Origin of the sequence: Pseudoalteromonas sp. meg-B1 (assembly GCF_003173795.1) — a bacterium.
Lineage (GTDB): Bacteria > Pseudomonadota > Gammaproteobacteria > Enterobacterales > Alteromonadaceae > Pseudoalteromonas > Pseudoalteromonas undina.
On the sequence record NZ_QGQU01000001.1, the window covers coordinates 1134345 to 1155815 of the forward strand.

The 21471-nt window shown below is 40.3% G+C and carries 17 protein-coding genes and 1 pseudogene; 9 read left to right on the forward strand and 9 right to left on the reverse strand.

All coding sequences use genetic code 11. The features are described 5' to 3' along the window. Positions 1-18 precede the first annotated feature (18 nt). On the forward strand, positions 19-2151 hold the full coding sequence (helD, locus tag DK924_RS05430) for a DNA helicase IV (RefSeq protein WP_109874532.1): 2133 nt from the start codon (positions 19-21) through the stop codon (positions 2149-2151). Positions 2152-2195: 44 nt separating this feature from the next. On the opposite strand, the pseudogene DK924_RS05435 reads toward helD, so the two are convergent. Together DK924_RS05435 and DK924_RS05440 are read right to left on the reverse strand one after the other, a co-directional pair. Further along, positions 2196-3364 (reverse strand): annotated as a pseudogene (locus DK924_RS05435) (MFS transporter). A 314-nt stretch (positions 3365-3678) separates the two neighbouring features. Continuing rightward, complete coding sequence (locus DK924_RS05440; protein ID WP_054201070.1) at positions 3679-4626, reverse strand: sodium-dependent bicarbonate transport family permease; 948 nt, start codon at positions 4624-4626, stop codon at positions 3679-3681. A gap of 120 nt (positions 4627-4746) precedes the next feature. Between DK924_RS05440 and DK924_RS05445 the strand changes: the two genes are divergently transcribed. The 4 genes from DK924_RS05445 to DK924_RS05465 all read left to right on the forward strand — a co-directional run bounded on the left by DK924_RS05445 (position 4747) and on the right by DK924_RS05465 (position 8234). Next, entirely contained in the window at positions 4747-5691 is a 945-nt protein-coding gene (locus tag DK924_RS05445) for a LysR family transcriptional regulator (RefSeq protein ID WP_055012601.1), read from the forward strand. 101 nt (positions 5692-5792) lie between these two features. Next, the gene (locus DK924_RS05450; protein ID WP_109874534.1) at positions 5793-6209 is read left to right on the forward strand and encodes a hypothetical protein; all 417 of its coding nucleotides are present in this window, start codon (positions 5793-5795) and stop codon (positions 6207-6209) included. A gap of 705 nt (positions 6210-6914) precedes the next feature. Continuing rightward, positions 6915-7418: a DUF962 domain-containing protein gene (locus DK924_RS05460; RefSeq protein WP_109874536.1), complete on the forward strand. Its 504-nt coding sequence runs from the start codon at positions 6915-6917 to the stop codon at positions 7416-7418. 24 nt (positions 7419-7442) lie between these two features. Further along, positions 7443-8234: an SDR family oxidoreductase gene (locus DK924_RS05465; RefSeq protein WP_109874537.1), complete on the forward strand. Its 792-nt coding sequence runs from the start codon at positions 7443-7445 to the stop codon at positions 8232-8234. Between the two features lie 63 nt (positions 8235-8297). On the opposite strand, the gene DK924_RS05470 is transcribed toward DK924_RS05465, so the two are convergent. From DK924_RS05470 to DK924_RS05485, 4 genes are all read right to left on the reverse strand, one after another. Beyond that, positions 8298-8678 carry a VOC family protein gene (locus DK924_RS05470; protein WP_010390281.1) on the reverse strand — a complete coding sequence of 127 codons (381 nt, stop codon included), beginning with the start codon at positions 8676-8678 and terminating at the stop codon, positions 8298-8300. Positions 8679-8717: 39 nt separating this feature from the next. Then, the gene (locus tag DK924_RS05475) at positions 8718-9125 is read right to left on the reverse strand and encodes a GFA family protein (protein ID WP_109874538.1); all 408 of its coding nucleotides are present in this window, start codon (positions 9123-9125) and stop codon (positions 8718-8720) included. Positions 9126-9555: 430 nt separating this feature from the next. Continuing rightward, positions 9556-9735 carry a DUF6435 family protein gene (locus DK924_RS05480; RefSeq protein WP_010390276.1) on the reverse strand — a complete coding sequence of 60 codons (180 nt, stop codon included), beginning with the start codon at positions 9733-9735 and terminating at the stop codon, positions 9556-9558. 93 nt (positions 9736-9828) lie between these two features. After that, positions 9829-10989, reverse strand: coding sequence for a PQQ-dependent sugar dehydrogenase (locus tag DK924_RS05485; protein WP_109874539.1), 1161 nt, complete (start codon positions 10987-10989; stop codon positions 9829-9831). 294 nt (positions 10990-11283) lie between these two features. Here DK924_RS05485 and DK924_RS05490 point away from each other — a divergent pair, with 294 nt between their 5' ends. The 3 genes from DK924_RS05490 (at position 11284) to DK924_RS05500 (ending at position 14603) form a co-directional block, all read left to right on the forward strand. After that, a complete protein-coding gene (locus tag DK924_RS05490) occupies positions 11284-12327 on the forward strand; it encodes a flavin reductase family protein (RefSeq protein ID WP_109874540.1) in 1044 nt (347 codons plus the stop codon). Then, positions 12324-13376, forward strand: coding sequence for an acyl-CoA desaturase (locus DK924_RS05495; RefSeq protein WP_109874541.1), 1053 nt, complete (start codon positions 12324-12326; stop codon positions 13374-13376). Before DK924_RS05490 ends, DK924_RS05495 begins: the two co-directional genes overlap by 4 nt. A gap of 225 nt (positions 13377-13601) precedes the next feature. Next, positions 13602-14603: a branched-chain amino acid aminotransferase gene (locus tag DK924_RS05500; RefSeq protein ID WP_309076568.1), complete on the forward strand. Its 1002-nt coding sequence runs from the start codon at positions 13602-13604 to the stop codon at positions 14601-14603. Between the two features lie 63 nt (positions 14604-14666). Here DK924_RS05500 and DK924_RS05505 read toward each other — a convergent pair whose 3' ends face one another. Continuing rightward, positions 14667-17222 carry a TonB-dependent siderophore receptor gene (locus DK924_RS05505; RefSeq protein ID WP_109874543.1) on the reverse strand — a complete coding sequence of 852 codons (2556 nt, stop codon included), beginning with the start codon at positions 17220-17222 and terminating at the stop codon, positions 14667-14669. A gap of 191 nt (positions 17223-17413) precedes the next feature. Beyond that, positions 17414-17725: a DUF962 domain-containing protein gene (locus DK924_RS05510; RefSeq protein ID WP_054201058.1), complete on the reverse strand. Its 312-nt coding sequence runs from the start codon at positions 17723-17725 to the stop codon at positions 17414-17416. A 152-nt stretch (positions 17726-17877) separates the two neighbouring features. Between DK924_RS05510 and DK924_RS05515 the strand changes: the two genes are divergently transcribed. Then, a complete protein-coding gene (locus tag DK924_RS05515) occupies positions 17878-20034 on the forward strand; it encodes a prolyl oligopeptidase family protein (protein ID WP_109874544.1) in 2157 nt (718 codons plus the stop codon). Positions 20035-20120: 86 nt separating this feature from the next. Here DK924_RS05515 and DK924_RS05520 read toward each other — a convergent pair whose 3' ends face one another. Next, on the reverse strand, positions 20121-21413 hold the full coding sequence (locus tag DK924_RS05520; RefSeq protein ID WP_010390265.1) for an anti-phage deoxyguanosine triphosphatase: 1293 nt from the start codon (positions 21411-21413) through the stop codon (positions 20121-20123). Positions 21414-21471 lie beyond the last annotated feature (58 nt).

The following is a 21471-nucleotide window of genomic DNA, read 5'->3' on the forward strand; positions in this document are numbered from 1 at the left end:
AAAGGAATTCTGCTGTTAATGAATTCTATTCAGCCTAGTGTATTTGGCCGTATTTTTACCCCGCATCGCTTTTTCGACATAAACCCAGAAGGTTTAGTATTCAGCAATAAAACACAAACAACCACATTGAGTTGGTGTGATTTAACGTCGCCCATTCGTTATGAGTATGGTGTGCTTGGGCAAACACTACACTTTAATACCGACTCTAAGCAGTATCGTATTTGGATGAGAGCCTATGGCAGCAATAGGGCATTTAAAGCGCATACCGATATGCTATGGGTTAAAAGCAATATTGCAGTGCTCAACGAAGTGTTAAGTAAAATAAACCACTTTGCTCACACTCAGTTTTTGCGCCAATCATATGTGACTGATTTAAAAAAACAGGTAGATGAGCAATGTAAACGTTGGCTACCTTGGATAAAAAGTAGCGATGTTTTAGCAACAGTCAGCACACAAATAAAATTGCTTGAGCAATACAGCCAGTGGAGCGATTCACTCACGCGTTTTTTTCAACATAAATACACTCAATCACAATTAAAGCGCTATAACGATTTTTTTAGTTGTGTTGAAACAAACCCACTCACTGAGCAACAACGCCGAGCTTGCATCATAGATGACGATAATAATTTAGTGCTAGCAGGTGCTGGTACAGGAAAAACCAGTGTGTTGGTGGCCAGAGCGGGCTATTTGGTTAATAGTGGGCAGGCTAATTACAACGATATTTTATTACTCGCCTATGGTAAGCAAGCTGCTTGCGAAATGGATGAACGAATTAAACAAAAGTTGGGCACAGAGTCCATTAAAGCGGCCACATTTCACAGCGTCGGCTTAACCATTATTAGCGAGGTTGAGGGCAAGCCACCTAAAATATCTAAACTCGCTGAAAACGAAAAGGCTAAAATAAAATGGGTTGAAAGATGTTTTGAATCGCTTGCCAATGCTAAACCACAATATGCTAAAGCATTGGTAAATTATATAAATAATACTCTTTATGATGTTAAAAGTGAGTTTGAATTAAGTGCTGCAAAGCCCAGTCATGTAGCGCTTTTAAAAGAAATAAAAACTGGCGGTCACTTAACCAAGTTAGCGACCTTATTTAGCCAATTAATCAGCGTGTATAAAACCGCAAATATAACACTTGAGAGCGAGTCAAAGCAGATACAGCAAGCCTGGAAATTATTAAAGCCGTTGTTAGCCAACTATAACCATTATTTACGCACGCAGGGTGAAATAGACTTCGACGATATGATTATTAAAACCCTTGATTATGTAAACACTAAAAAGTTTACATCGCCTTGGCGTTATATCATGGTGGATGAATTTCAAGATATATCACCGCTGCGAGCTACACTTGTAAAAGCACTGCGCGATAGTAAATCTAATAGTTCACTGTTTGCAGTAGGAGACGATTGGCAAGCTATTTACCGTTTTAGTGGTGCAGATATGCGACTTACTACCGAGTTTGCCGCACATTTTGGCTTTACAACACAAACTCTATTAGATAGGACCTTTCGCTTTAATAATAAAATTGGCGAGGTTGCCGCAGGTTTTATTATGAAAAACCCAGCGCAGTTAGCTAAAGACATTCACTCAGTTGTAAAGGTAACTAAACCCGCCGTTAGCGTGCTAAAAACAGTGAAAAGTGGCTCAGCTAAAAACAGCAAAATAGCGGAGCTAAATAATGGTGCAATTAAGCATTTACTACAAGGGATTAAGGGTCATTCAGGCAAGCCTGTCACTGTGTATTTACTTGCACGGTTTCGATTTCAGTTACCTTCACTGGCCGATATAAGTGCTTTACAGCAAGAGTTTTCAGCATTGAATTTTGAGTGTGATACGTTTCATGGCTCAAAAGGCAAAGAAGCCGAATATGTCATTATATTAGCAATGAATGGCGGAGCGTTTGGATTTCCAAGCACTAAGCCAACACCTCAGATTTTAGAAGCGTTATTACCCGCAAAAGATAATTACGCACACAGTGAAGAGCGTCGCTTATTTTATGTAGCGCTCACTCGCGCTAAACATAAAGTGTACATAATAGCTGATGATAACAACCGCAGCTGCTTTGTTGATGAACTTATAAACGAGCATAAAATTGAAGTATTTGAGTTAAAAAATAAAGCGGTTGCTAAAGAGGTTACTCAAGCGTAAACCGCTTAATACCGTAACCTGCATTAAGCGGCTTTTAGCATTCGCTAGCCGGCAACGGGGGTGTTACCAGTTGGTATTTTTTCATACTTTTTATAAGCATGTAAATACAGGTAGTAATTAAGCAGCCACCTAAGTAAATAAGCACACCATGGCTTTTATCTGAAAAATAGGTAGCCATTAGCGGCCCAAAAACCGAGCCCACACTGTAACTTAATAGCATTATTTCGGTAGCTGAGACTATTTTTGCCATGGGCAATGAGTCACACGCCAGAGTAATGGCAATCGGGTAAAGCGCAAAACTGCATGCACCTAATATAAAATAACTACTTACTAGGGCCGCAAAGCTATTAGCATGTAAAATACCCACCACACTGGCGGTACCAATAAAGCAAAAAATAGCCATTAATAAGCTTTTAATAATGCGGGTTGATAAATAGCTCACTAAAGGCTGAACTAACATGCCACCTAAAATAATCACCGCCATAAGTAAGCCGGTATATTGAGCTTGTTCAGTTTGTGCGGCTATGTAGACCGGTAATAATCCATAAATAGGGCCTAGTAATAGCCCCGATACTAAACAGCCTAAAATAGCAGGGCGGTTGAGAGTTTTTAGCTCTTTAAATGGTAGCTTTTGTAAGTTTTGCGTATCAGGTTGTCCTCGGGTAATTAAGAGCGGCGCTAAAATCGCAACAGCTAACAAAGTAATAACAAATAAATAAGGCACAGCATCTGTCGTTCCTAATGGTTTAATGGCAAGTTGACCTACTGCGCTGCCACCGTATAAGGAGGTCATATATAACCCTAAGCGCTTAGCTCGCGCTTTTGCGGTGTTGGCCATTAATAACCATGACTCTACCACCACAAATACGCCAGCAACTGCCATACCAGCCACAAAGCGTGCTATTAACCACATAGTGGCCGTTGGGCTGATCAGCTGGGCGATAACACTAATAATTAATAAAGCTAAAAACCCGATGAAAGCCAATCTATGACCGATTTTTACCACTACGCGCTCTATACATAAAGCACCAATCAATAAGCCTAAATAAAAGACACTGGCAAGCCATGGAGCTAAATCAATATTGATGTTAAAAGCATTGAGTGATAACGGGATCAAGCTCATTAAAAAGCCTGATGCAATAGCAAAAAACGATAAGCCAATAACCGGCGCTAGCGGGTTATTTGATTTACTATCAGCGGTAAGTTCCACCATTAGATTGTTCCGAAAAAGAGGTTAAATAATTGCTGTTTTTAGGGGAGATTGATAAAGCAATTATCTTAAGGAGGTTAATTTTGCGGCGAATTTAGGCTGATTTGACAACGAAGTAAAGAGTTTTTTAATTGCTAAATGAAAATAGTATTCAAAATGTTTTTTTACGTAAATTAAACGCTTACATGCTATTTTTTTGTAGAAGTAAGTTAGCTTTATTGTTTTAAAATTGTTGTATTTTTAAGCGTTGTTTTAAATTAAATAATACTACTTATAAAACCAAAAAAGCCCACTTTGGGCTTTTTAGTGCGTTATATTCAACTTATGGCAACGGCAAGTTGATGATACAAACCAATCCCAACAATAACATTAAATGGAAAGGTGACACCTAACGAGCTAAGCATGGCAAGACCAATATCCGCTTTGGGGATAGAGGCTTTTACAGCAGCAGGTGCGGCAATGTAAGAAGCACTAGCTACTAAGCTGCCCAGAATAACCACTGAACCTAATTCTAAATTTAGCAAGGTGCCAACCATAACGCCAATGGTGCCTAAAAATAACGGCGTAATAATGGCGAAGGCAGCCAGTTTCCATTGCTGCCAAGGAAAAGGGCGAAGCGTTTGTGCAGCTACCAAGCCCATTTCGAGTAAAAATAGCGCCAGCACTACTTTAAAGCTACTGGTAAGTAAACTCGTAACTTGGCTACCCTGTTGGGTGCCATACATCATACCGATAATTACACCGCCAACGAGCAAAATCACACTCTTATTGGTAAGCGTTTCGTGCCACAGTGCTTTTAACGATAAGTTGGTGTTTTCGCTGTGTGCTTTGTCGAGCTTACGATACAACAGTAAACCTACAATAATGGCTGGTAACTCAAGCATAACTAGGTACAAGGTAACTTCTGCGCCCACTTCTAATTTAGCCGATTCGGCATACGCTAATGCTACCGCAAATGTACCAGCACTAACCGAACCATAGTGGGCAGCAATGCTGGCGCTATTCGCTACGCTTAGCTTAACAACGTGTTTTAAAATAGGGTATAAAGTGAGTGGAATAAGCCCACCAAGTAACATAACCGAGGCCATTTCTGGGAGTAATTGCCAACTTAAATTGCCATGCAGAACCATGCCACCTTTTAGACCTATGGTAAGCATGAGTAGTAAGCTGAGAGTGTCATACGTCGCTTTGGGAATAGCTAAATCAGAGCGAAGGATACCCGCTGCTAATCCTAAAATAAAAAACATTACTACAATATCAGGCACGCTGTTCTCCTCTTTATTACTAATTTGATTTGTTAAGCGGCGCTATTATAGGCAAATCTTTATATAGTAAATAATAAAATGAATGATAACATCCTATAGATAAAAACCTATGAGGTGCGTATGAATATAAGGCAACTTTCCTTCCGACTACTTGAAGTATTTATGAGTGTAGTAAAAACCGGCTCTATAAGCGAAACCGCTCGTGGACTTCATTTGACTCAGCCTACGGTTTCTTTACAAATTAAACGCTTACAAGAAGCGGTAGGTGAACCGTTAATAATTATGCAGCAACAAAAGTTGCAAATAACCGAAGCTGGTATGGCCTTATTTAGGACTTGCCAACAGGTTTTTGGTCATTTTGAAGATTACCAAGATTACTTAGCGGAGCTAAAAGGGGGTGAACGTGGACGATGTAAAATTGCTATGGTTAATACTGCCCAATATATTTTACCTAAGTTGTTAGGCCCATACAGTAATGAACATCCGCATGTAGAGCTACCACTTGAAATAGGTAATCGTTCAGCCGTTTTAGCACGCTTTGAACGCGGAGAAGACGATATTTATGTATTTAGTCACCCGCCATCTTTAGAGCATGCCCAGGCTGCTAGATTTCTACATAACCCTTTAGTATTTATAGTGCCACTAAATCATCCATTAGCCGATAAAACCGCACTTAAACTGGCTGATTTAGTTCCGTATCGTTTTTTACTACGTGAAACAGGCTCCGCAACGCGCATGTTATTTGAAAGCGAACTGCAAAGTAGAGGGTTGGTATTAAGTGACAGTGTGCAAATGGCCAGTAATGAAGCCATTAGAGTGGCGGTAGCTTCAGGTATGGGGATTGCGGTGCTTTCTCAGCATGTGCTGCCTAAAGGTGATAATAGCTTTAAAGTGCTTAATGTTACCGACACCACTTTAGCTAGCCATTGGTATTTTGTGGTGCGTACAGACCGACATATATCACACGCTGCACGCAGCTTTTTAAAGTTTGCTGAGCAACACTTAGAGCTGTATTTAGATGAGAAGTGGGTGCGAAATGAGTTAAGAGGGCTTAATTTGAAATAAAAATAAGCCTTAGAGACAATCAAATATTAACTGGTATCAAAGTTGCTTAAGTTATTTCAGTAAAAGAATATAACGATTAAAGCAAAAATGGATTTGAGCCAATGACTTCAATAACCTTTAAAAATCAATATAGTAGCTACAATAATCCCGTTAACAAAGTGGCAAAAACGAGTGACGTTCTGCCAACATCTGCCGCTGTGGCAACAACCAGTACCGCTGAAAACCAAGCAACCCCTAATTTTATCGCTAAACCAGAAGACAAAAGCTTTTTAGAAAATGCCCAAGAGGCATTAATTTATCAACGTTTAGGTGTCGATAAAGAAACTATAGCTGAGTTAAAAGCAGCAATAGAAGCCTTGGCAGAAGAACTAGGAGAGGAAGGGGTTGATGTAGATGCCATAAAAGAGCAGATTGCTGAATTACAAAAAATGTTAGAGCAAGAATTCGAAAAAGGCACGGAGCGAATGGCAATGCAACCAACACATGAAAAAGGCAAGCTAGTAACCGCATTAGCTTAGATAGCGGTATGTTGAAAGGCTATTGACTCCTGTCTTTAAGTAGGTTTTAAGTGATTAACGCACAGAGGGCAAAGAGACGCTGCGCTTTTAGAGAAGTGAACTAAACCAAAACTTTTATGGCTTCTCATTTATTTTTTAAGTTACATCTGTAACCAAAAAACCAAGCAGGGGCTTATAAAAAGCAATAGCATGCCCACACTCAGTAAGTTACCTCTAAAAAGGTTAAAATCATCAAGTATTTTGTGCCACTTATACTTAAATAAATATCTGCCCACAACAATATCTAAACTAAGCATTATTGTTAGCCAAACAAAACCCACATTTAAACAATCTAAGTACGAAATAGGGTTAACCCATGGCAAGGTTAGCCAAGTAATGGCATAAATAATCGCAGTGCCCAAAAGTAAGCTGAGTGTTTTTGCGCGTTTTAGAGCGTAAAATCGATGTAAAACCCTTACTCTAATATTGCCATTAATTATCTCAGCTAAAGCGAGTAATAGGCCAACAGCGAGTGTTTTTAAAAGCATGTAAAGCTCCTGGTGCTGATCATGTTAATTATTAACGATGACCTTACCTAATTTATAGCTATAACGCATAATGTGCTGCTCACCATTTTTACAGATTAACTATCGTTATCAGTTGTTATTATGTGTCATTTTTTATAAGGTGAACTTTGCTTATAAAAATAACAATAGGAACGCCGTCATGAAAACCCTTGAACAACAGCTCGGCCAGTATGGTTTGTACCATCGCTCTAAACGAAATGTATTAACCCATTTTTTTGGTATTCCACTCATTGTGTTTGCCGCTTTATGCTTACTCGCCCGAATTGAAATCCCTATTGCTAATTTTAGCATTGATGGCGCGCAAATTTTTGTATTAGCCTCTGTGGTTTACTATTTTATGTTGAGCTTTTCGCTTGGTTTAATCATGGGAATTATTTTTACTTTATTACTGGTAGCTGCACAACCAATTGCTGCTATGGCTTTGGTGCCATGGTTAACAATTGGAGTTGGGGTGTTTGTATTTGGCTGGGTATTACAATTTATTGGTCATTATTTTGAAGGTAAAAAGCCCGCATTTGTTGATGATTTAGTTGGCTTAATTATTGGGCCTTTGTATGTCACTGTTGAGCTGTTGTTTTTGATGGGCTTTTATAAAAATTTAGAACAGCAAGTGAATGAAATAGCGGGCCCAACTAAAGCATAATCAGTAATAAATATAAGGTAAACCATGGACTATAATAATAAAACAGTGTGGATCACCGGCGCATCATCAGGTATTGGTGAAGAACTTGCAAAACAATTTGCAGAGCAAGGTGCAAAGGTTATTTTATCAGCGCGAAATATCGATAAACTCAACCAAGTAAAAGACGAGTTAAAAGGCGAGGGGCACCGTGTTATCCCCCTTGATTTATCAAAGCCCGAAATGGTACTGCAGGATGTATCGGAGAAAATAGATAGCTTAGGTCCCATTGATATTTTAATTAATAACGGTGGCGTATCGCAGCGTAGTTTATTTTTAGAAAACGACTTTAAAGTGTACCGGCAACTTATGGAAGTAAATTACTTTGGCTTAATTGCACTCACTAAAGCGGTACTACCTTCAATGGTGGCACGTAAAAGCGGTTCAGTAGTGGCTATTAGTAGCGTGGCAGGCAAAGTAGGCTCAAAATTTAGAACCGGATACTCAGGCAGTAAATACGCTGTGGTAGGCTTTATGGATTGCTTACGCGCCGAAGTGGCAGAGCACAACATACATTGCTTAACTATTTGCCCTGGCTCAATTAAAACGGAGATTGCCCATAACTCATTAAACGAGCAAGGGGAGGCGCAAAACAAATCTGAGCCTTCAATAGAAAATGGTATGAACGTAAATGTAGCCGCATCAAAAATGCTCACTGCAATCTACAATAAAAAGGATGAAGTAGTAATAGGTCAAGGGTTAAGTGGTTGGGCACCGTTTATAAAACGGTTTTTCCCAGGGTTATTTAATCGCTTAACCGCTAAGGTGGAATATAAATAACTAAGTACAGTACTTAAACGCCAGCATTTAGCTGCTTAGCGCAATGCTGGTTCGTGCTTAGCTTTATGGCTGTTTTTGTACCTTCCAAGGTGGGTTTAACCGATTTTCTCCAGCTTTGTAGAGTTTAATTTTATTTCCTGAAGGGTCTTTCAAAACCGCTTCTTTCCATAGATACCTTTGCTCTGTGGGTTGCTGTTCGAATACGATCCCTTTTTTGATTAACTGCTGGCACAATTGTTCAAGGTCATCGTTCTCAAAATAAATTACAGAATGATTTTCAAAAAATTCACTTTCTAAAGACAATGAAAATGTAGAGTCACCTTCAGGGCAACTAAAACGTGCATAATGAGGTGTATCAACAATTTGGGTAAAGCCAAGTGTGCGATAAAAACTCACCGCTTCATTCATATCTTTGACTGGCAAAGTTACTTGATTCAGTTTCATTCAAACTCCCACTTCAAAAATAGATAAATTTATATGGATTTACTCTCGCCCTGGCTCATGTCCCTCATAACGAGGAAGCTGAGCATCTAAGTCTTCCCAATTAGCTTTTGAGGTGATGAAATTATGCGATATGGGTCGCTCTGTTATATCGCAGGTCAACGCGCCTAATCGAAGGCGATATCGTTGAGGAGATTGAGCGTTAGCACTATAAATTGGAGCACCGCAGGTTTTACAAAAGTACTTACGTTTACCTTCACTACTTTGGTAAAAAGTAAGTGTGCCGTTGTAGTCAGTTAATGTCAGATCGCTGGCATTAATAAATCCATTAGTAGCAAAAGCACTGCCACTGGCCTTACGACAAAGCGAACAATGACAATGAATAATATCAGTAACTTCACCATTAATTGAAAAGTTGATTGAGCCGCATAAACAACTACCTGTGTACATCTGTATTCCTTGATTTAATTATAATTTTTTCATTATATTGCATTTTTTCCAGTAAATTTTTGATGCTTTATGGCTTAATTACACACTTTACTAAAAATGCTTTCCTCGCACTCACAAAACCATCAGCGCTTTAAGATTCTGCTACTTCAAACAATGCATCAACTCTTTTGGATTAGATTAATAATTCCACTAATTAACGTTAATGTAAATAATTGTTTATGCGAGGTTTTAGGTGGGTTATGAGCATAAGTAAGAGAAGGCAATAATGCTATGAGTATAATCAGCTGTGCTCAATTAAAAGCTAGTTACGATGGAAGTTAAGCTAGGGAATTATCTGGTAGGGCTTAAGTGAATTTAAAAAAGGATGTTTGTAAGTATTAAAACCCCGCGTTTTTAACGCGGGATTGGTTTGAATTGGTAGGCTATATGTTTACTTGGCCTTTTTGGCTTCGAGTGCTTCTATTTCATTCCAGATTTTTTCAGCCTCGTCAGTTAACATCGCATAGCTTTTAATATCGCCTTTTCTTTGTGCTTGCATGCCTTGCTCTAATTTTGCATCGTACTCTTTACGCAATTTTTTGATTGGATCTGGCTTTAAAAATGAAAACATCAACACCCTCGTTCTTTATTAGCTAATTACAGTAACAGTACGCAGTTAAGCTGCAAAAAGTTTGCTGTTACTGTAATTAGATGTATTAAATGACTACTTAGGATCTAGTCGCACAATGCCCTGGCCATCTAATCCAAGGTAAATAGTACCATCATCACCTTGGGCTAGGCTGCGAATACGGCCAATACCTTCAAGTAATTTACTTTGTTTAACGACCTTGCCATCTGCTATTTCTAATACGCTAACAAAGGCGTATTTCATTGAAGCGAGTAAAAATTTACCTTTAAGTTCAGGGTATTTATCACCTTTTACTAGCAACATGTCTGAAGGAGCGATAGACGGTGTCCACTGTAATATGGGCGCTTGCATGCCCGGTTTTTCGGTTAAATCGGTAAACGAGGTGCCGCTGTAGTTAATACCGTAACTCACCACGGGCCAGCCGTAGTTAGTTTTAGGTTTAATCATATTAAGCTCATCGCCACCACGGGGGCCGTGTTCGTGTGCCCAAAATACACTATTGTCACCATCGAACCACATACCTTGTGGGTTACGATGCCCATAAGACCAAACCGCTGGTTTTGCACCTTTTTGGTTTACGAAGGGGTTGTCGGATGGAATTTTACCATCGTCGTGTAAACGATAAATTTTACCGCCATCACGGCCTAAATCTTGTGGATTAATATCTCGCGAGCCGCGGTCGCCAATCGAAAAATACACATAGTTTTGGTTATCAAACACAATACGGCTGCCGTAATGCTGACCTTTTTTAGAGTTATGCTCACCTTTGTATAATTGTTGTGGCTCAAGTAGTTGCCTGTGATCGTTACTTAGCTTTGCACGCATAAGTGCGGTGTTACTACCTGCGCCATCGCCTTCACTGCTTGAATAAGTAATATATAGCCATTGATTATTAGCAAAATCAGGGTGTAGCTCTAAATCAAGAAGCCCGCCTTGGCCGTTGGCATCTATTTTTGGTAGCCCAGTGATTTTAGTTAAGCTGGTGGAGTTATTACGAAGTAAATAAAGGATACCGCTGCGCTCGGTTATTAATAAGTCACCGTTTGGCAGAGCCTCAATAGCCCACGGAATTGAAATTCCTTGGGAAACAGTTACCGGTTTTACATTAAGCGCTAATTTATCCAATTCTTTAAAATCAACTGCATAAGTACTGAGGCTGGTGAGCCCCGAAAGTGCAAATGCACAACTGATTTTGGCAAGTGTAGAAAATTTTTTACGCGTTGTTACTTTGTTCATAATGGCTTCCAAAATTAACTAAATTTTAACTACCTTAGCACGCTATTTATCATGGTGTTAAGTATTTGGGATAAGTACAAGTGCACGCAATTTAATCGTTGTCCATTGGGTACTTAAGCGTTGTTAACCTTTAAATACCGCTCTAGAAAAATTGAATAATTACTCTAATGGGGTTGAAATTTAAAAATTCGAGCGTACACTTGTGCGCTGAAGTTTGGGCTTACACGTGTATGCTCAAATATAAAACCCAGCAGAAACTAATGGGTAGTCGATTTAAATAGAGAATTTATAACCATGTTAACTCCGGTATTAGACCAATTTTCAAAATGGTTTTTACACCATCAAAGTTTTGCAGCTTATATTGAGCCAATAATGCAAAAGTTTAAACCTGCGTGGCGCGCTGACCTTTTTCGAGCCAAGGTTGTTGATATTCAAGCGCTAAGCGGGCGATTTTTAAGTATTTCACTTAAACCAAGTAAAAAGTGGCCTATACATATTGCTGGTCAACACATTAGCTTAACGGTGGAAGCTAATGGACGTTTGCTTACTCGAGTGTTTACTTTGGCATGCAGCCCCACACAATATAAGGCGACAGGTTTACTTCGTTTATTAGTAAAAACAGATCAGCAAGGTCATTTTACAAGCCAATTGCAAAATGCATTAGCGGTGCAGCCATGGTGTAATATTTCTCCACCAAGTGGCGACTTTGTATTTAAAAGCTGGCACAAACCCAGCACGTTTATTGCTGGTGGTTCGGGAATTACGCCTATGCTTGCTATGCTTGATCAGCAGCTAGGTAATACTGAGCATCAGATAAAATTAATTTACTTTGCTAAAGCAGGTGAGCATCAATGCACTAATGAGTTAAAAATGCTGACACAGCAATATAATCATTTTTCTTACGTACTGCTTACACGGGATCGAAGCCCATATTTAACTACTCATATAAATACGGACGATAATCCTGATATATATTGCTGTGGTCCTGCTGGCTTTATGCAAGAAGTTGCAGATTTTACTCGTCTACTTAATTTAACCTATTACCAAGAATCGTTTGCTCTATCCATGCCTAAATTGACTGACGACAATCATTTTTCAGTAATAATAAATAAAGACACGCATGTAGTGACTAGTAATGAGGTGCTATTAAACCAGTTTGAAGCAAAAAAACTCCCTGTGCAGCGTGGTTGCGGCATTGGTATTTGCCATCAATGCCAGTGCATTAAAAAGTCGGGAGTGGTGCGTAATTTAAAAACTAATCAATTATCAGATACTGGCGAGCAGTTAATTCAACTGTGTGTGAGCCAAGCCGTTAGCGATTTGGAGTTACAGCTATGACAACTATAAATTATCAACAGTTAGCCGATGATTTAGATGAAATTAAAATGTCGACATTAGCGAAAGTAGGGCAAAAGGATGCAAACTATATTCGTTCTATTGTGCGTAAGCAGCGGTTTTGCGAAATAGGCGGACGGATTTTATTGATGCTTGGTTTTGTACAGCCATTATTGTGGGTAGCGGGTGTTTTATTACTTGGTTTGGCTAAAATTCTCGACAACATGGAAATTGGCCACAATGTAATGCATGGTCAATACGATTGGATGAACGACAAACAGCTTAACTCTAAAAGCTACGAGTGGGATATAGCCTGCGATGGCCAAAGCTGGAACCGCGTTCATAACTTTGAACATCATACTTACACTAACATTATCGGAAAAGATCGTGACTTTGGTTATGGCTTATTAAGGTTGAGCAATGACTTTAAATGGCGGCTAAAAAATACATGGCAGTTTATTACCTATTTAAATTTAAGCGTGCTGTTTCAGTGGGGCGTGTCGTATCATGAGCTCGCAGGCGAGCGAGTCTTTATAGGTAAAAAGAAACCAAACCGTAAAGGCGCTGTAGCGCATAGCACTTTAAAAAAGCGCTTTTTTAGTAAAGGGGCGCGCCAACTAATTAAAGACTATGTGTTATTTCCAGTTTTGGCGGGACCACTGTTTTTATGGGTATTAAGCGGTAATTTTTTGGCAAACTTAATTCGTAACCTATGGACCTCAACCATTATTTTTTGTGGTCATTTTACCGAGCAAACCCATACCTTTTATGAGCAAGACTGCAAAAACGAAAGCCAAGGGCAGTGGTATTATCGCCAAGCGCTGGGTTCGTCAAACATTAAAGGGGCGCGTTGGTTTCATATTTTAACTGGGCATTTAAGCTTTCAAATAGAGCATCATTTATTTCCTGATATGCCATCGTCGCGTTATCAAGAAATTGCGCCTAAAGTGCAAGCCGCATTACAAAAGCAGGGGATTGCTTATAATACTGGCGGATTTTTTCAGCAATACACCTCAGTATTAAAGCGTATATTGCGTTATTCGTTTAAATAGAGGCTAATAAAATAGCCGCCATCATAATGTACGCATTAATTAATCAGCTAAATATAAAATGTTAGCTGATTATTGCATTAAAAGGTTGGTAAGTGCTTTGTTGATTAAATAATCATCAGTACATGCAAAAAATTCTTCTAATTAATTTAAAAACAGCTCGTTTTGCTATGGTTAAATAGTAGCTGGTTGTCATACAATGGAGAAAAATAGACCACACAAGAGAGAATAAAAATGGCAGCATTTGGTACTGTGTTTATGCCGAAGATGATTCAAGCTAAGTTTTCTGACAATCAGTGGGGCGAAAGCTCAATTGTTCCTTGCGATAAGCTTGAGTTGCATGCAGGTGCGCACGTTCTTCATTATTCAAGTACATGTTTTGAAGGGTTAAAAGCCTTTCGTCACGAAGATGGCTCGGTTAATATTTTTAGAATGGACGCTAATATTGCGCGCATGCAGCAAAGTTCTGAATTGTTGAGTTTACCTGCTGTTGATGGCGAGATGCTAAAAACAATGATCATCGATATTGTACGTGAATACGCCGATGAAACGCCGCTTCCTCCAGGTTCTATGTACATCCGCCCAACCCACATTGGTACGGAAGCTGCCATTGGTAAAGCGGCGGCACCGTCAATGAGTTCATTGCTCTACACGTTATTATCGCCAGTGGGTGATTATTTTTCAGGTGGTGCAACTGCGTTACGTGTTTTACTTGAAGAAGATGGTATGCGCTGTGCCCCGCACATGGGTATGATCAAAAGCGGTGGTAACTATGCCAGCGCACTTGGCCCAATTTCAGCAGCACGCACTAAATATAAAGCCGACCAAATTCTATTTTGCCCAGGCGGCGATGTACAAGAAACCGGTGCCGCAAACTTTATTTTAATTGATGGCAACGAAATCATTACTAAAGCACTCGACAGCACATTTTTACACGGTGTAACTCGTAATAGCATTTTAACCATAGCTAAAGATTTAGGTATGACGGTTAGCGAGCGCAACTTTACTGTCACTGAGCTTTTAGAGCGTGCAGCAAAACCAGGCACTGAGGCAGCACTTTCAGGCACTGCGGCAGTATTGACTCCAGTAGGTACGTTTATCCATAACGATAAAGAATACAAAGTAGGTAACGGTGAACCAGGGCCAACAACGGCACGCTTACGCCAAGCATTGAACGACATTCAATGGGGTAAGAGCGAAGATAAACACGGTTGGTTAACTAAAATCTAATCGGGTTCTAATCTATAAAAAAAGCCACACTATTTAGTGTGGCTTTTTGGTTTAAATTACAGCTTAAAATTTCATTTCAATTTTGCCGTATACATAACGGCCATTAAAACCAAATGGTGAAAAGCCCGAGTACGAGAACAAGCGAGAGAAAGTGGTTACATCGCTCACAAGCTCACGAGTTGGATCTGGGTATACATCAAACACATTATTAGCCCCCAAGCTCAGAGTAAGGTTATTATTAAGTGCATACGCCACATCTAAATCGGTGATCCATTTAGGTTCTAACACTTCGTTACGCTCTGGGTTTTCAGACGGGTCTTGTGTTTCACCGTAGCGAGTGCTGCGAAGTGTGGTGCGCCATTCGTTAAGTGTCCATGTTGCGCTAAGGTTGTATTTATTGCGCGGCGTGCTCACTTCAAAACGACGTAGCTCGTTACCCGAGAACAAATTATCTTGCTCAACCCCAACACTTTGTAATTGTGCTGGTGGGTCAATAATATCGGTGACTTGGTTTTTACCGTAGTTGTAACCTAAATTAAACGCTACATCACCGTAATTGTCGGTGATTAAATTATAAGAAGCGACGACGTCAACGCCACGGGTTTTGCTATCGATCGCGTTTAAGAAAAATCGACCTTGGTTAGCGCCGGTGGCCTCAAGTAAGCTTGCAACGCCTGCGCCCGATAAGTTATTCGATAACACAATACGGTCATCAATTAATATTTGGTAGTAATCCACCGACAAGCTGAAGTTGAAGTCGGTTGACCACGTAAAGCCTACCCCGTAGTTAGTAGCTTCTTCTGCGTCTAAACCTGGTGAACCTAATGCAACGGCAACATCGCTGCTTGGCGCAAAGGTACCTGTTTGTGTAGGTTCGCCATCTACAAATACAGTCGCTACCGAGGTAAAGTATTGCTGTTGTAAAGAGGGCGCTCTAAAGCCGGTTGATACAGAGCCGCGTAGTGCTAAGTCTTCTGTAAGTGTATAGCGGGTGGCAATTTTACCATTAAGCGTGTCGCCAAAATCAGAGTAGTCTTCGTAACGCGCGGCGATGGCAACATTCCAGTTATCTGTAATAAAGGCTTCTAAGTCAACGTAAAGGCTAACATTGTGGCGGCTGTTGTCACCCGCAGATTCAGGTGTGAACCCCGGGAACACTTGTGAACCTGCAGAGCCGAATGGGCCATTAACCGGATCGGTCACGGCACCACCTGGGCCAAAATTACCACGCGCATAAGAGGCTTCTTCACCTGCTTGAATTTCATACCCTTCGCGGCGATACTCAGCGCCCACTGCCACGTTAATTCCGCTGGCTAAAAAGTCAGCATCAATCTCACGGCTAAAATCAAGATTAATAGTCAGCTGATCGTAAGTTAGCGTGCCTGCATCAAAACTAGTTTGGCTACTTGGCCCATATGAAGTGTTTAAACTATTAATAACACCAAAGTTAAAGGCATCTTGGCCATATACAGCAGAAGTATCGTAGTTCCATTCATTAGCAAAGCCTTTCACACCTAAAGCCAATGAAAAGTCATCAATGTCTGAGGTGATCACCGGCAAAAAGCCATCAGGGTAAATTTCTGTAACGTTACGGCTGTCTTGGGCGCGACGATAAAAGCCACCGCCTTCACCTTCACGTTTACTGTATGAGCCAAAAGAATAAAGCTCAGCATCGTTATTTAGCTGATAACCTGCGTTGTAAAACAACGCAAAGTCTTCAACAGTGCCGTTACCAAAGTTATGGTTGTAACGATCCCATGTGAATTCGCGTGGGTCGAGAGAGCCATCAGGTAAACGAGCGTAGTTTTCGCGTTGGTCATAATCAGAGCGGTTGGTTGAGCTGCGATCGCGATATTCACTAGAAATACTCAAAAAGCCGTTATCGCCTAATTCAAACCCCATATTACCTTGCAGAGTTAAGGTTTGGCCGTCGGTAAGCGAGCGGTCGCTGCCCTCAGTAAAAGCTAAGTCACCATTTGCGTCCTCAGAGACCGATTGTAACTGCGCTACACCGTCCATATCGGTAATATTTGCACCATAAACGGCACCCAAACTACCGCCACTGCTATTGCTTTTAAGGACGATATTAATCACCCCGGCAATAGCGTCTGAGCCATATTGAGCTGCGGCACCGTCGCGTAATACTTCAATGCGTTCAATCGCGTTTGCAGGAATAGCGTTTAAATCAACTGATGACGAGCCACGACCCGTTGAGCCGTTTAAATTTAGTAGCGCGTTACTGTGGCGACGTTTACCATTTACGAGTACCAAGGTGTGATCAGGGGCTAAGCCACGCAGTTGAGCTGGGCGTACGTGGTCGCTGCCATCGGTAATTGATGGTTGGGGGAAATTAAAACTTGGTAATAACGTACTTAATAATGCATTGGTTTCTGTTTGCCCTGAACTTTTTAAGGCATCATTACTGATAATATCAATAGGCACTGGGCTATCTTCAACTGTGCGGCCTAGTCGGCGAGAGCCAATAACACTAATTTGTTCAATGTTTTCTTGCGCCTGAGTCTCTTGCTCAGCGGCATTAACCGTCCATGAGCCAACAAGTGCAGCGGCGATACTTAAAGTGATGGTTTTTTTTGCTGTAAATAGCGGTGTAAGTTGCATAACTAATTTCCCTCATTCGATGCTCTACAGGTGGTTTCAATTTAATCTTTTTAAATTAATGAACTAATTGAAATTACTGTTGTCAAGGTAGACCATTTCTACAATCGAGGTCAATTGAATTACATTCAATCTACATTTTATTTACAGCGAGTAAGATGAGGTGTTTGTGATACCGAAGCGTAAGTAGCCATTTACCATTTAATTTTGCCAATCAGTATATCTTTAAACATGACCCAATCACCCCATAAACTGTATAACGGGTGCTTAAATGTGGCGGGGCGGTTTTTTTCAAAAAAGAAATGCCCAACCCATGCAAAGCCATAACCAATCACCGGTAATAACCATAACAATACGAATTGTGAGCTAATAAGCGCATAGCCGGTCAAAAGCAACACTAAACTACTGCCAATAAAATGCAGCCTGCGACAAGTTTTATTACGATGCTCTTTTAGATAGTAAGGGTAAAAGCGTTTAAAGCTGGTAAAAGATTCAGTTTCTGTCATTACTCAACCTGTTAGTGTTTAAAAGTTATTCATTTATTTAAGCGCAATTTAGCGCAGGTTAACAGCGATAAATGACGTTTACCGCAAGTTGATAGACAAACAAACAGAAAGTTAATAACTTAGGCTGACTATAAAAAAATAATGGTAAAGCAATGCTTAAAAAAACACTGACCTGTGCGGTTGTAATCGCACTTGCAGGTTGTTCACAACCTGCAGAAAACACTACTCAAAATGAAGTAAAAACAGCTATGAAAGCAGTTAACTCACTAGATTACCCTGAAACTAAAAAAGGCACTGTGGTTGACACTTACTTTGGTGAAACCGTGGCTGATCCGTATCGCTGGTTAGAAGATGATATGAGTGATGAAACGGCTCAATGGGTTAAAACTCAAAACAAGCTTACCTTTTCGTATTTAGAGCAAGTGCCTTACAGAGACACACTCAAACAGCGCCTTGAAAAACTCATGAACTACGAAAAAATCAGCGCGCCGTTTACTGAAGGTGATTACACTTATTTTTATAAAAATGATGGCCTGCAAAACCAGTACGTTTTATACCGCAGCAAAGACGGCGGTGAAGCTGAAGTGTTCTTAGATCCTAATACTTTTAGTGAAGATGGCACCACTTCAATGTCGGGTTTATCATTTTCAGAAGATGGTTCATTGTTAGCGTACCAAATCTCAGAAGGTGGTAGTGATTGGCGTAAAATCATTGTTATAGACACCGAGACCAAAGAGCAGGTAGAGCAAGCACTAGTTGATGTTAAATTTAGTGGCGTTAGCTGGCTAGCAAATGACGGTTTTTACTATTCAAGCTACGATAAGCCAGAGGGCAGTGAGCTTTCTGCAAAAACTGATCAACATAAAGTGTATTACCATAAGTTAGGTCAAGATCAAGGCGAAGATACTTTAGTATTTGGCGATACAGCAGAACAAAAGCACCGCTATGTGGGCGCTAAAGCAACCAAAGATGGTCGTTTCTTGTTTATTAGTGCCAGCGTATCAACCTCTGGTAATAAGTTATTTATTAAAGATTTAACCAAGCCAGATAGCGAATTTGTGACTGTAGTGGGTAATACCGACTCTGATACCAGCGTAATTGACAACGAAGGCAGCAAGCTATTTTTGGTTACTAACTTAAATGCACCAAATAAAAAAGTAGTGACGGTTGATGCAAGCAATCCACAGCCTGAAAACTGGCAAGATTTTATCCCAGAAACTGAAAACGTACTTAATGTAACCCTTGGCGGTAATACGTTTTTTGCCAACTACATGGTTGATGCTATTTCTAAAGTGAAACAGTACAACAAACAAGGCGAATTGATCCGCGAAATTAGTTTACCAGGCGTCGGTACGGCGAGTGGCTTTGGCGGTAAACAAGAGCAAACTACGCTTTATTATTCATTTACTAACTACAAAACGCCAGGTACAACTTACAGCTTTGACGTGCAAAGCGGTGAGTCAAAAGTATACCGTAAGTCAGGGATAGATTTTAATAGCGATAACTATACCTCTGAGCAAGTATTTTATACCTCTAAAGATGGCACTAAAGTACCGATGATTATCACTTATAAAAGTGATATTAAATTAGATGGCAGCAACCCAACTATTTTATATGGCTATGGTGGCTTTAATATAAGCTTAACACCTCGCTTTAGCTCTACAACAGCAGCTTGGCTTGAGCAAGGCGGCGTATACGCAGTTGCTAATATTCGTGGTGGTGGTGAATACGGTAAAGAGTGGCATAAAGCAGGTACACAATTGCAAAAGCAAAACGTATTTGACGACTTTATTGCTGCAGCTGAATACTTACAAGATAAAAAATACACCTCTAAAAAACGCTTAGCACTGCGTGGTGGTTCAAACGGTGGGTTATTAGTGGGTGCTGTAATGACCCAGCGACCTGACTTGTTTCAAGTTGCGTTACCTGCGGTAGGCGTATTGGATATGCTTCGTTATCATACATTTACAGCTGGCGCTGGTTGGGCATACGATTACGGTACTAGCGACCAAAGTAAAGAAATGTTTGATTACTTAAAAGGCTACTCGCCAATTCATAACGTAAAAGCAGGGGTTGAATATCCGGCGACTATGATCACTACAGGCGATCATGATGACCGCGTTGTACCGTCGCATTCATTTAAATTTGCAGCTGAGCTTCAAGCGAATCAAGCGGGTACAAATCCTACACTTATTCGTATTGAAACCAATGCAGGCCATGGTGCCGGTACACCAACCAGTAAAATTATTGACCTTTATGCCGATATGTACGGTTTTACGCTTTACAACATGGGCATTAAATCACTGTAGTGTGATTTTATAAACTAACGAAAAGCCGAGTTACGTAAGTAACTCGGCTTTTTTATGTTGACTAACCTGAGTTCAGATTAGCTAACTTATTGTATGGGGGAGAACAACCGTTGATAGGTTTTATAAGCGTATTCGTCGCTCATACCGCTTAAATAGTCACAAATAATACGCATACCTTGATTGTGTTTTTCAGCTTCAAGGTACAGTGCCTGCGTGGTTTCGGGTAATAAGCGCAGCGGATCGCTGGCAAACGCAGTAAATAATTCTATGAGTAGGTTTTGCCCTTTAAATTCTATTTGCTGCATTTGTGGGTCGCGTATTAAACGCTGAAATACAAAGTGTTTGAGGATCTGTAGCACATTTTCGTATTGCTGATCTAATTTTGCGGTGTGCTTTAAAATAGGGCACTCAAATTCATCGTTTTGGGTATCTAAATGAATATGAATAATAAAGGTATTCACCAGTTCGCCTATGGCGTCTTTTCGCTCATGTTCATACTTTGAAAATAACCGCTTGGAGAGTGACTCAAGCAAAGTGTTTAACCAGTCATAGTCAAGTGCTTGTAAATGCGGCAATGCATGGGTTAGCCAATCGTCTAAACTGAGCACATCCGTCGCTATGGCATCTTCAAGGTCGTGAACTGCATAAGCAATGTCATCAGCCAGTTCCATAATGGCACTGTCGAGTGATTTATAAAGGGTTTTAGCGCGATAAGCATCTGCGTGTTCTTGGCTAGATAATAACGCTTTATCACTTGCGCTAAGAGGCTCAATAATCCAATTAAATATCGCGGCATCGTCATTGTAAATACCTTTGGCTGGTCGCCAGTCATCGGCTTTTATAAACGCACGCTGTTTATTTTCTTGTGGGATGTTATGCCAAAGGTTATCAATAAAAGCTGGGTACTTAATAAATCCTAACAAGGTGCGTCTAGTTAAGTTCATGCCGTAGCCGTTACTATAGGGCTCTAGCTTTGCCACAATGCGCAGTGTTTGTGCGTTACCCTCAAAACCACCATGATCACGCATCATATAGTTAAGTGCAATTTCGCCACCATGCCCAAACGGTGGATGGCCTATATCGTGGGCTAAACATAAGGTTTCGAGCAATCCAGTAGATGGAAAATGTTCAAAGCTTGGATGTTGGACCTTTAAATGGCGTAATATGCCGGTGCCTATTTGCGAGACTTCTAATGAATGGGTAAGGCGTGTACGGTAAAAGTCGTTTAAGCCAATACCCATTATTTGGGTTTTAGCTTGAAGGCGCCTAAATGCAGCAGCATGAATGATTCGTGAGCGGTCGATTTGCCAAGGAGAGCGGTTATCGTTAGGGCGGTGCTTATATTGTTCAATTATTCTATTTTGCCACTGTTTATCCATGTCTCAACCTATCAATTCGTCTTCGGTTTTAGCACTTAGTATATTATAAATTGTAAGC

Bases quoted from the DNA above. Each gene is read 5' to 3' on its own strand.
- helD (WP_109874532.1), top strand. From the start codon at position 19: ATGAATTCTATTCAGCCTAGTGTATTTGGCCGTATTTTTACCCCGCAT.
- DK924_RS05445 (WP_055012601.1), top strand. From the start codon at position 4,747: ATGAATATAAGGCAACTTTCCTTCCGACTACTTGAAGTATTTATGAGT.
- DK924_RS05450 (WP_109874534.1), top strand. From the start codon at position 5,793: ATGACTTCAATAACCTTTAAAAATCAATATAGTAGCTACAATAATCCC.
- DK924_RS05460 (WP_109874536.1), top strand. From the start codon at position 6,915: ATGAAAACCCTTGAACAACAGCTCGGCCAGTATGGTTTGTACCATCGC.
- DK924_RS05465 (WP_109874537.1), top strand. From the start codon at position 7,443: ATGGACTATAATAATAAAACAGTGTGGATCACCGGCGCATCATCAGGT.
- DK924_RS05470 (WP_010390281.1), bottom strand. From the start codon at position 8,678: ATGAAACTGAATCAAGTAACTTTGCCAGTCAAAGATATGAATGAAGCG.
- DK924_RS05475 (WP_109874538.1), bottom strand. From the start codon at position 9,125: ATGTACACAGGTAGTTGTTTATGCGGCTCAATCAACTTTTCAATTAAT.
- DK924_RS05480 (WP_010390276.1), bottom strand. From the start codon at position 9,735: ATGTTTTCATTTTTAAAGCCAGATCCAATCAAAAAATTGCGTAAAGAG.
- DK924_RS05485 (WP_109874539.1), bottom strand. From the start codon at position 10,989: ATGAACAAAGTAACAACGCGTAAAAAATTTTCTACACTTGCCAAAATC.
- DK924_RS05490 (WP_109874540.1), top strand. From the start codon at position 11,284: ATGTTAACTCCGGTATTAGACCAATTTTCAAAATGGTTTTTACACCAT.
- DK924_RS05495 (WP_109874541.1), top strand. From the start codon at position 12,324: ATGACAACTATAAATTATCAACAGTTAGCCGATGATTTAGATGAAATT.
- DK924_RS05505 (WP_109874543.1), bottom strand. From the start codon at position 17,222: ATGCAACTTACACCGCTATTTACAGCAAAAAAAACCATCACTTTAAGT.
- DK924_RS05510 (WP_054201058.1), bottom strand. From the start codon at position 17,725: ATGACAGAAACTGAATCTTTTACCAGCTTTAAACGCTTTTACCCTTAC.
- DK924_RS05515 (WP_109874544.1), top strand. From the start codon at position 17,878: ATGCTTAAAAAAACACTGACCTGTGCGGTTGTAATCGCACTTGCAGGT.
- DK924_RS05520 (WP_010390265.1), bottom strand. From the start codon at position 21,413: ATGGATAAACAGTGGCAAAATAGAATAATTGAACAATATAAGCACCGC.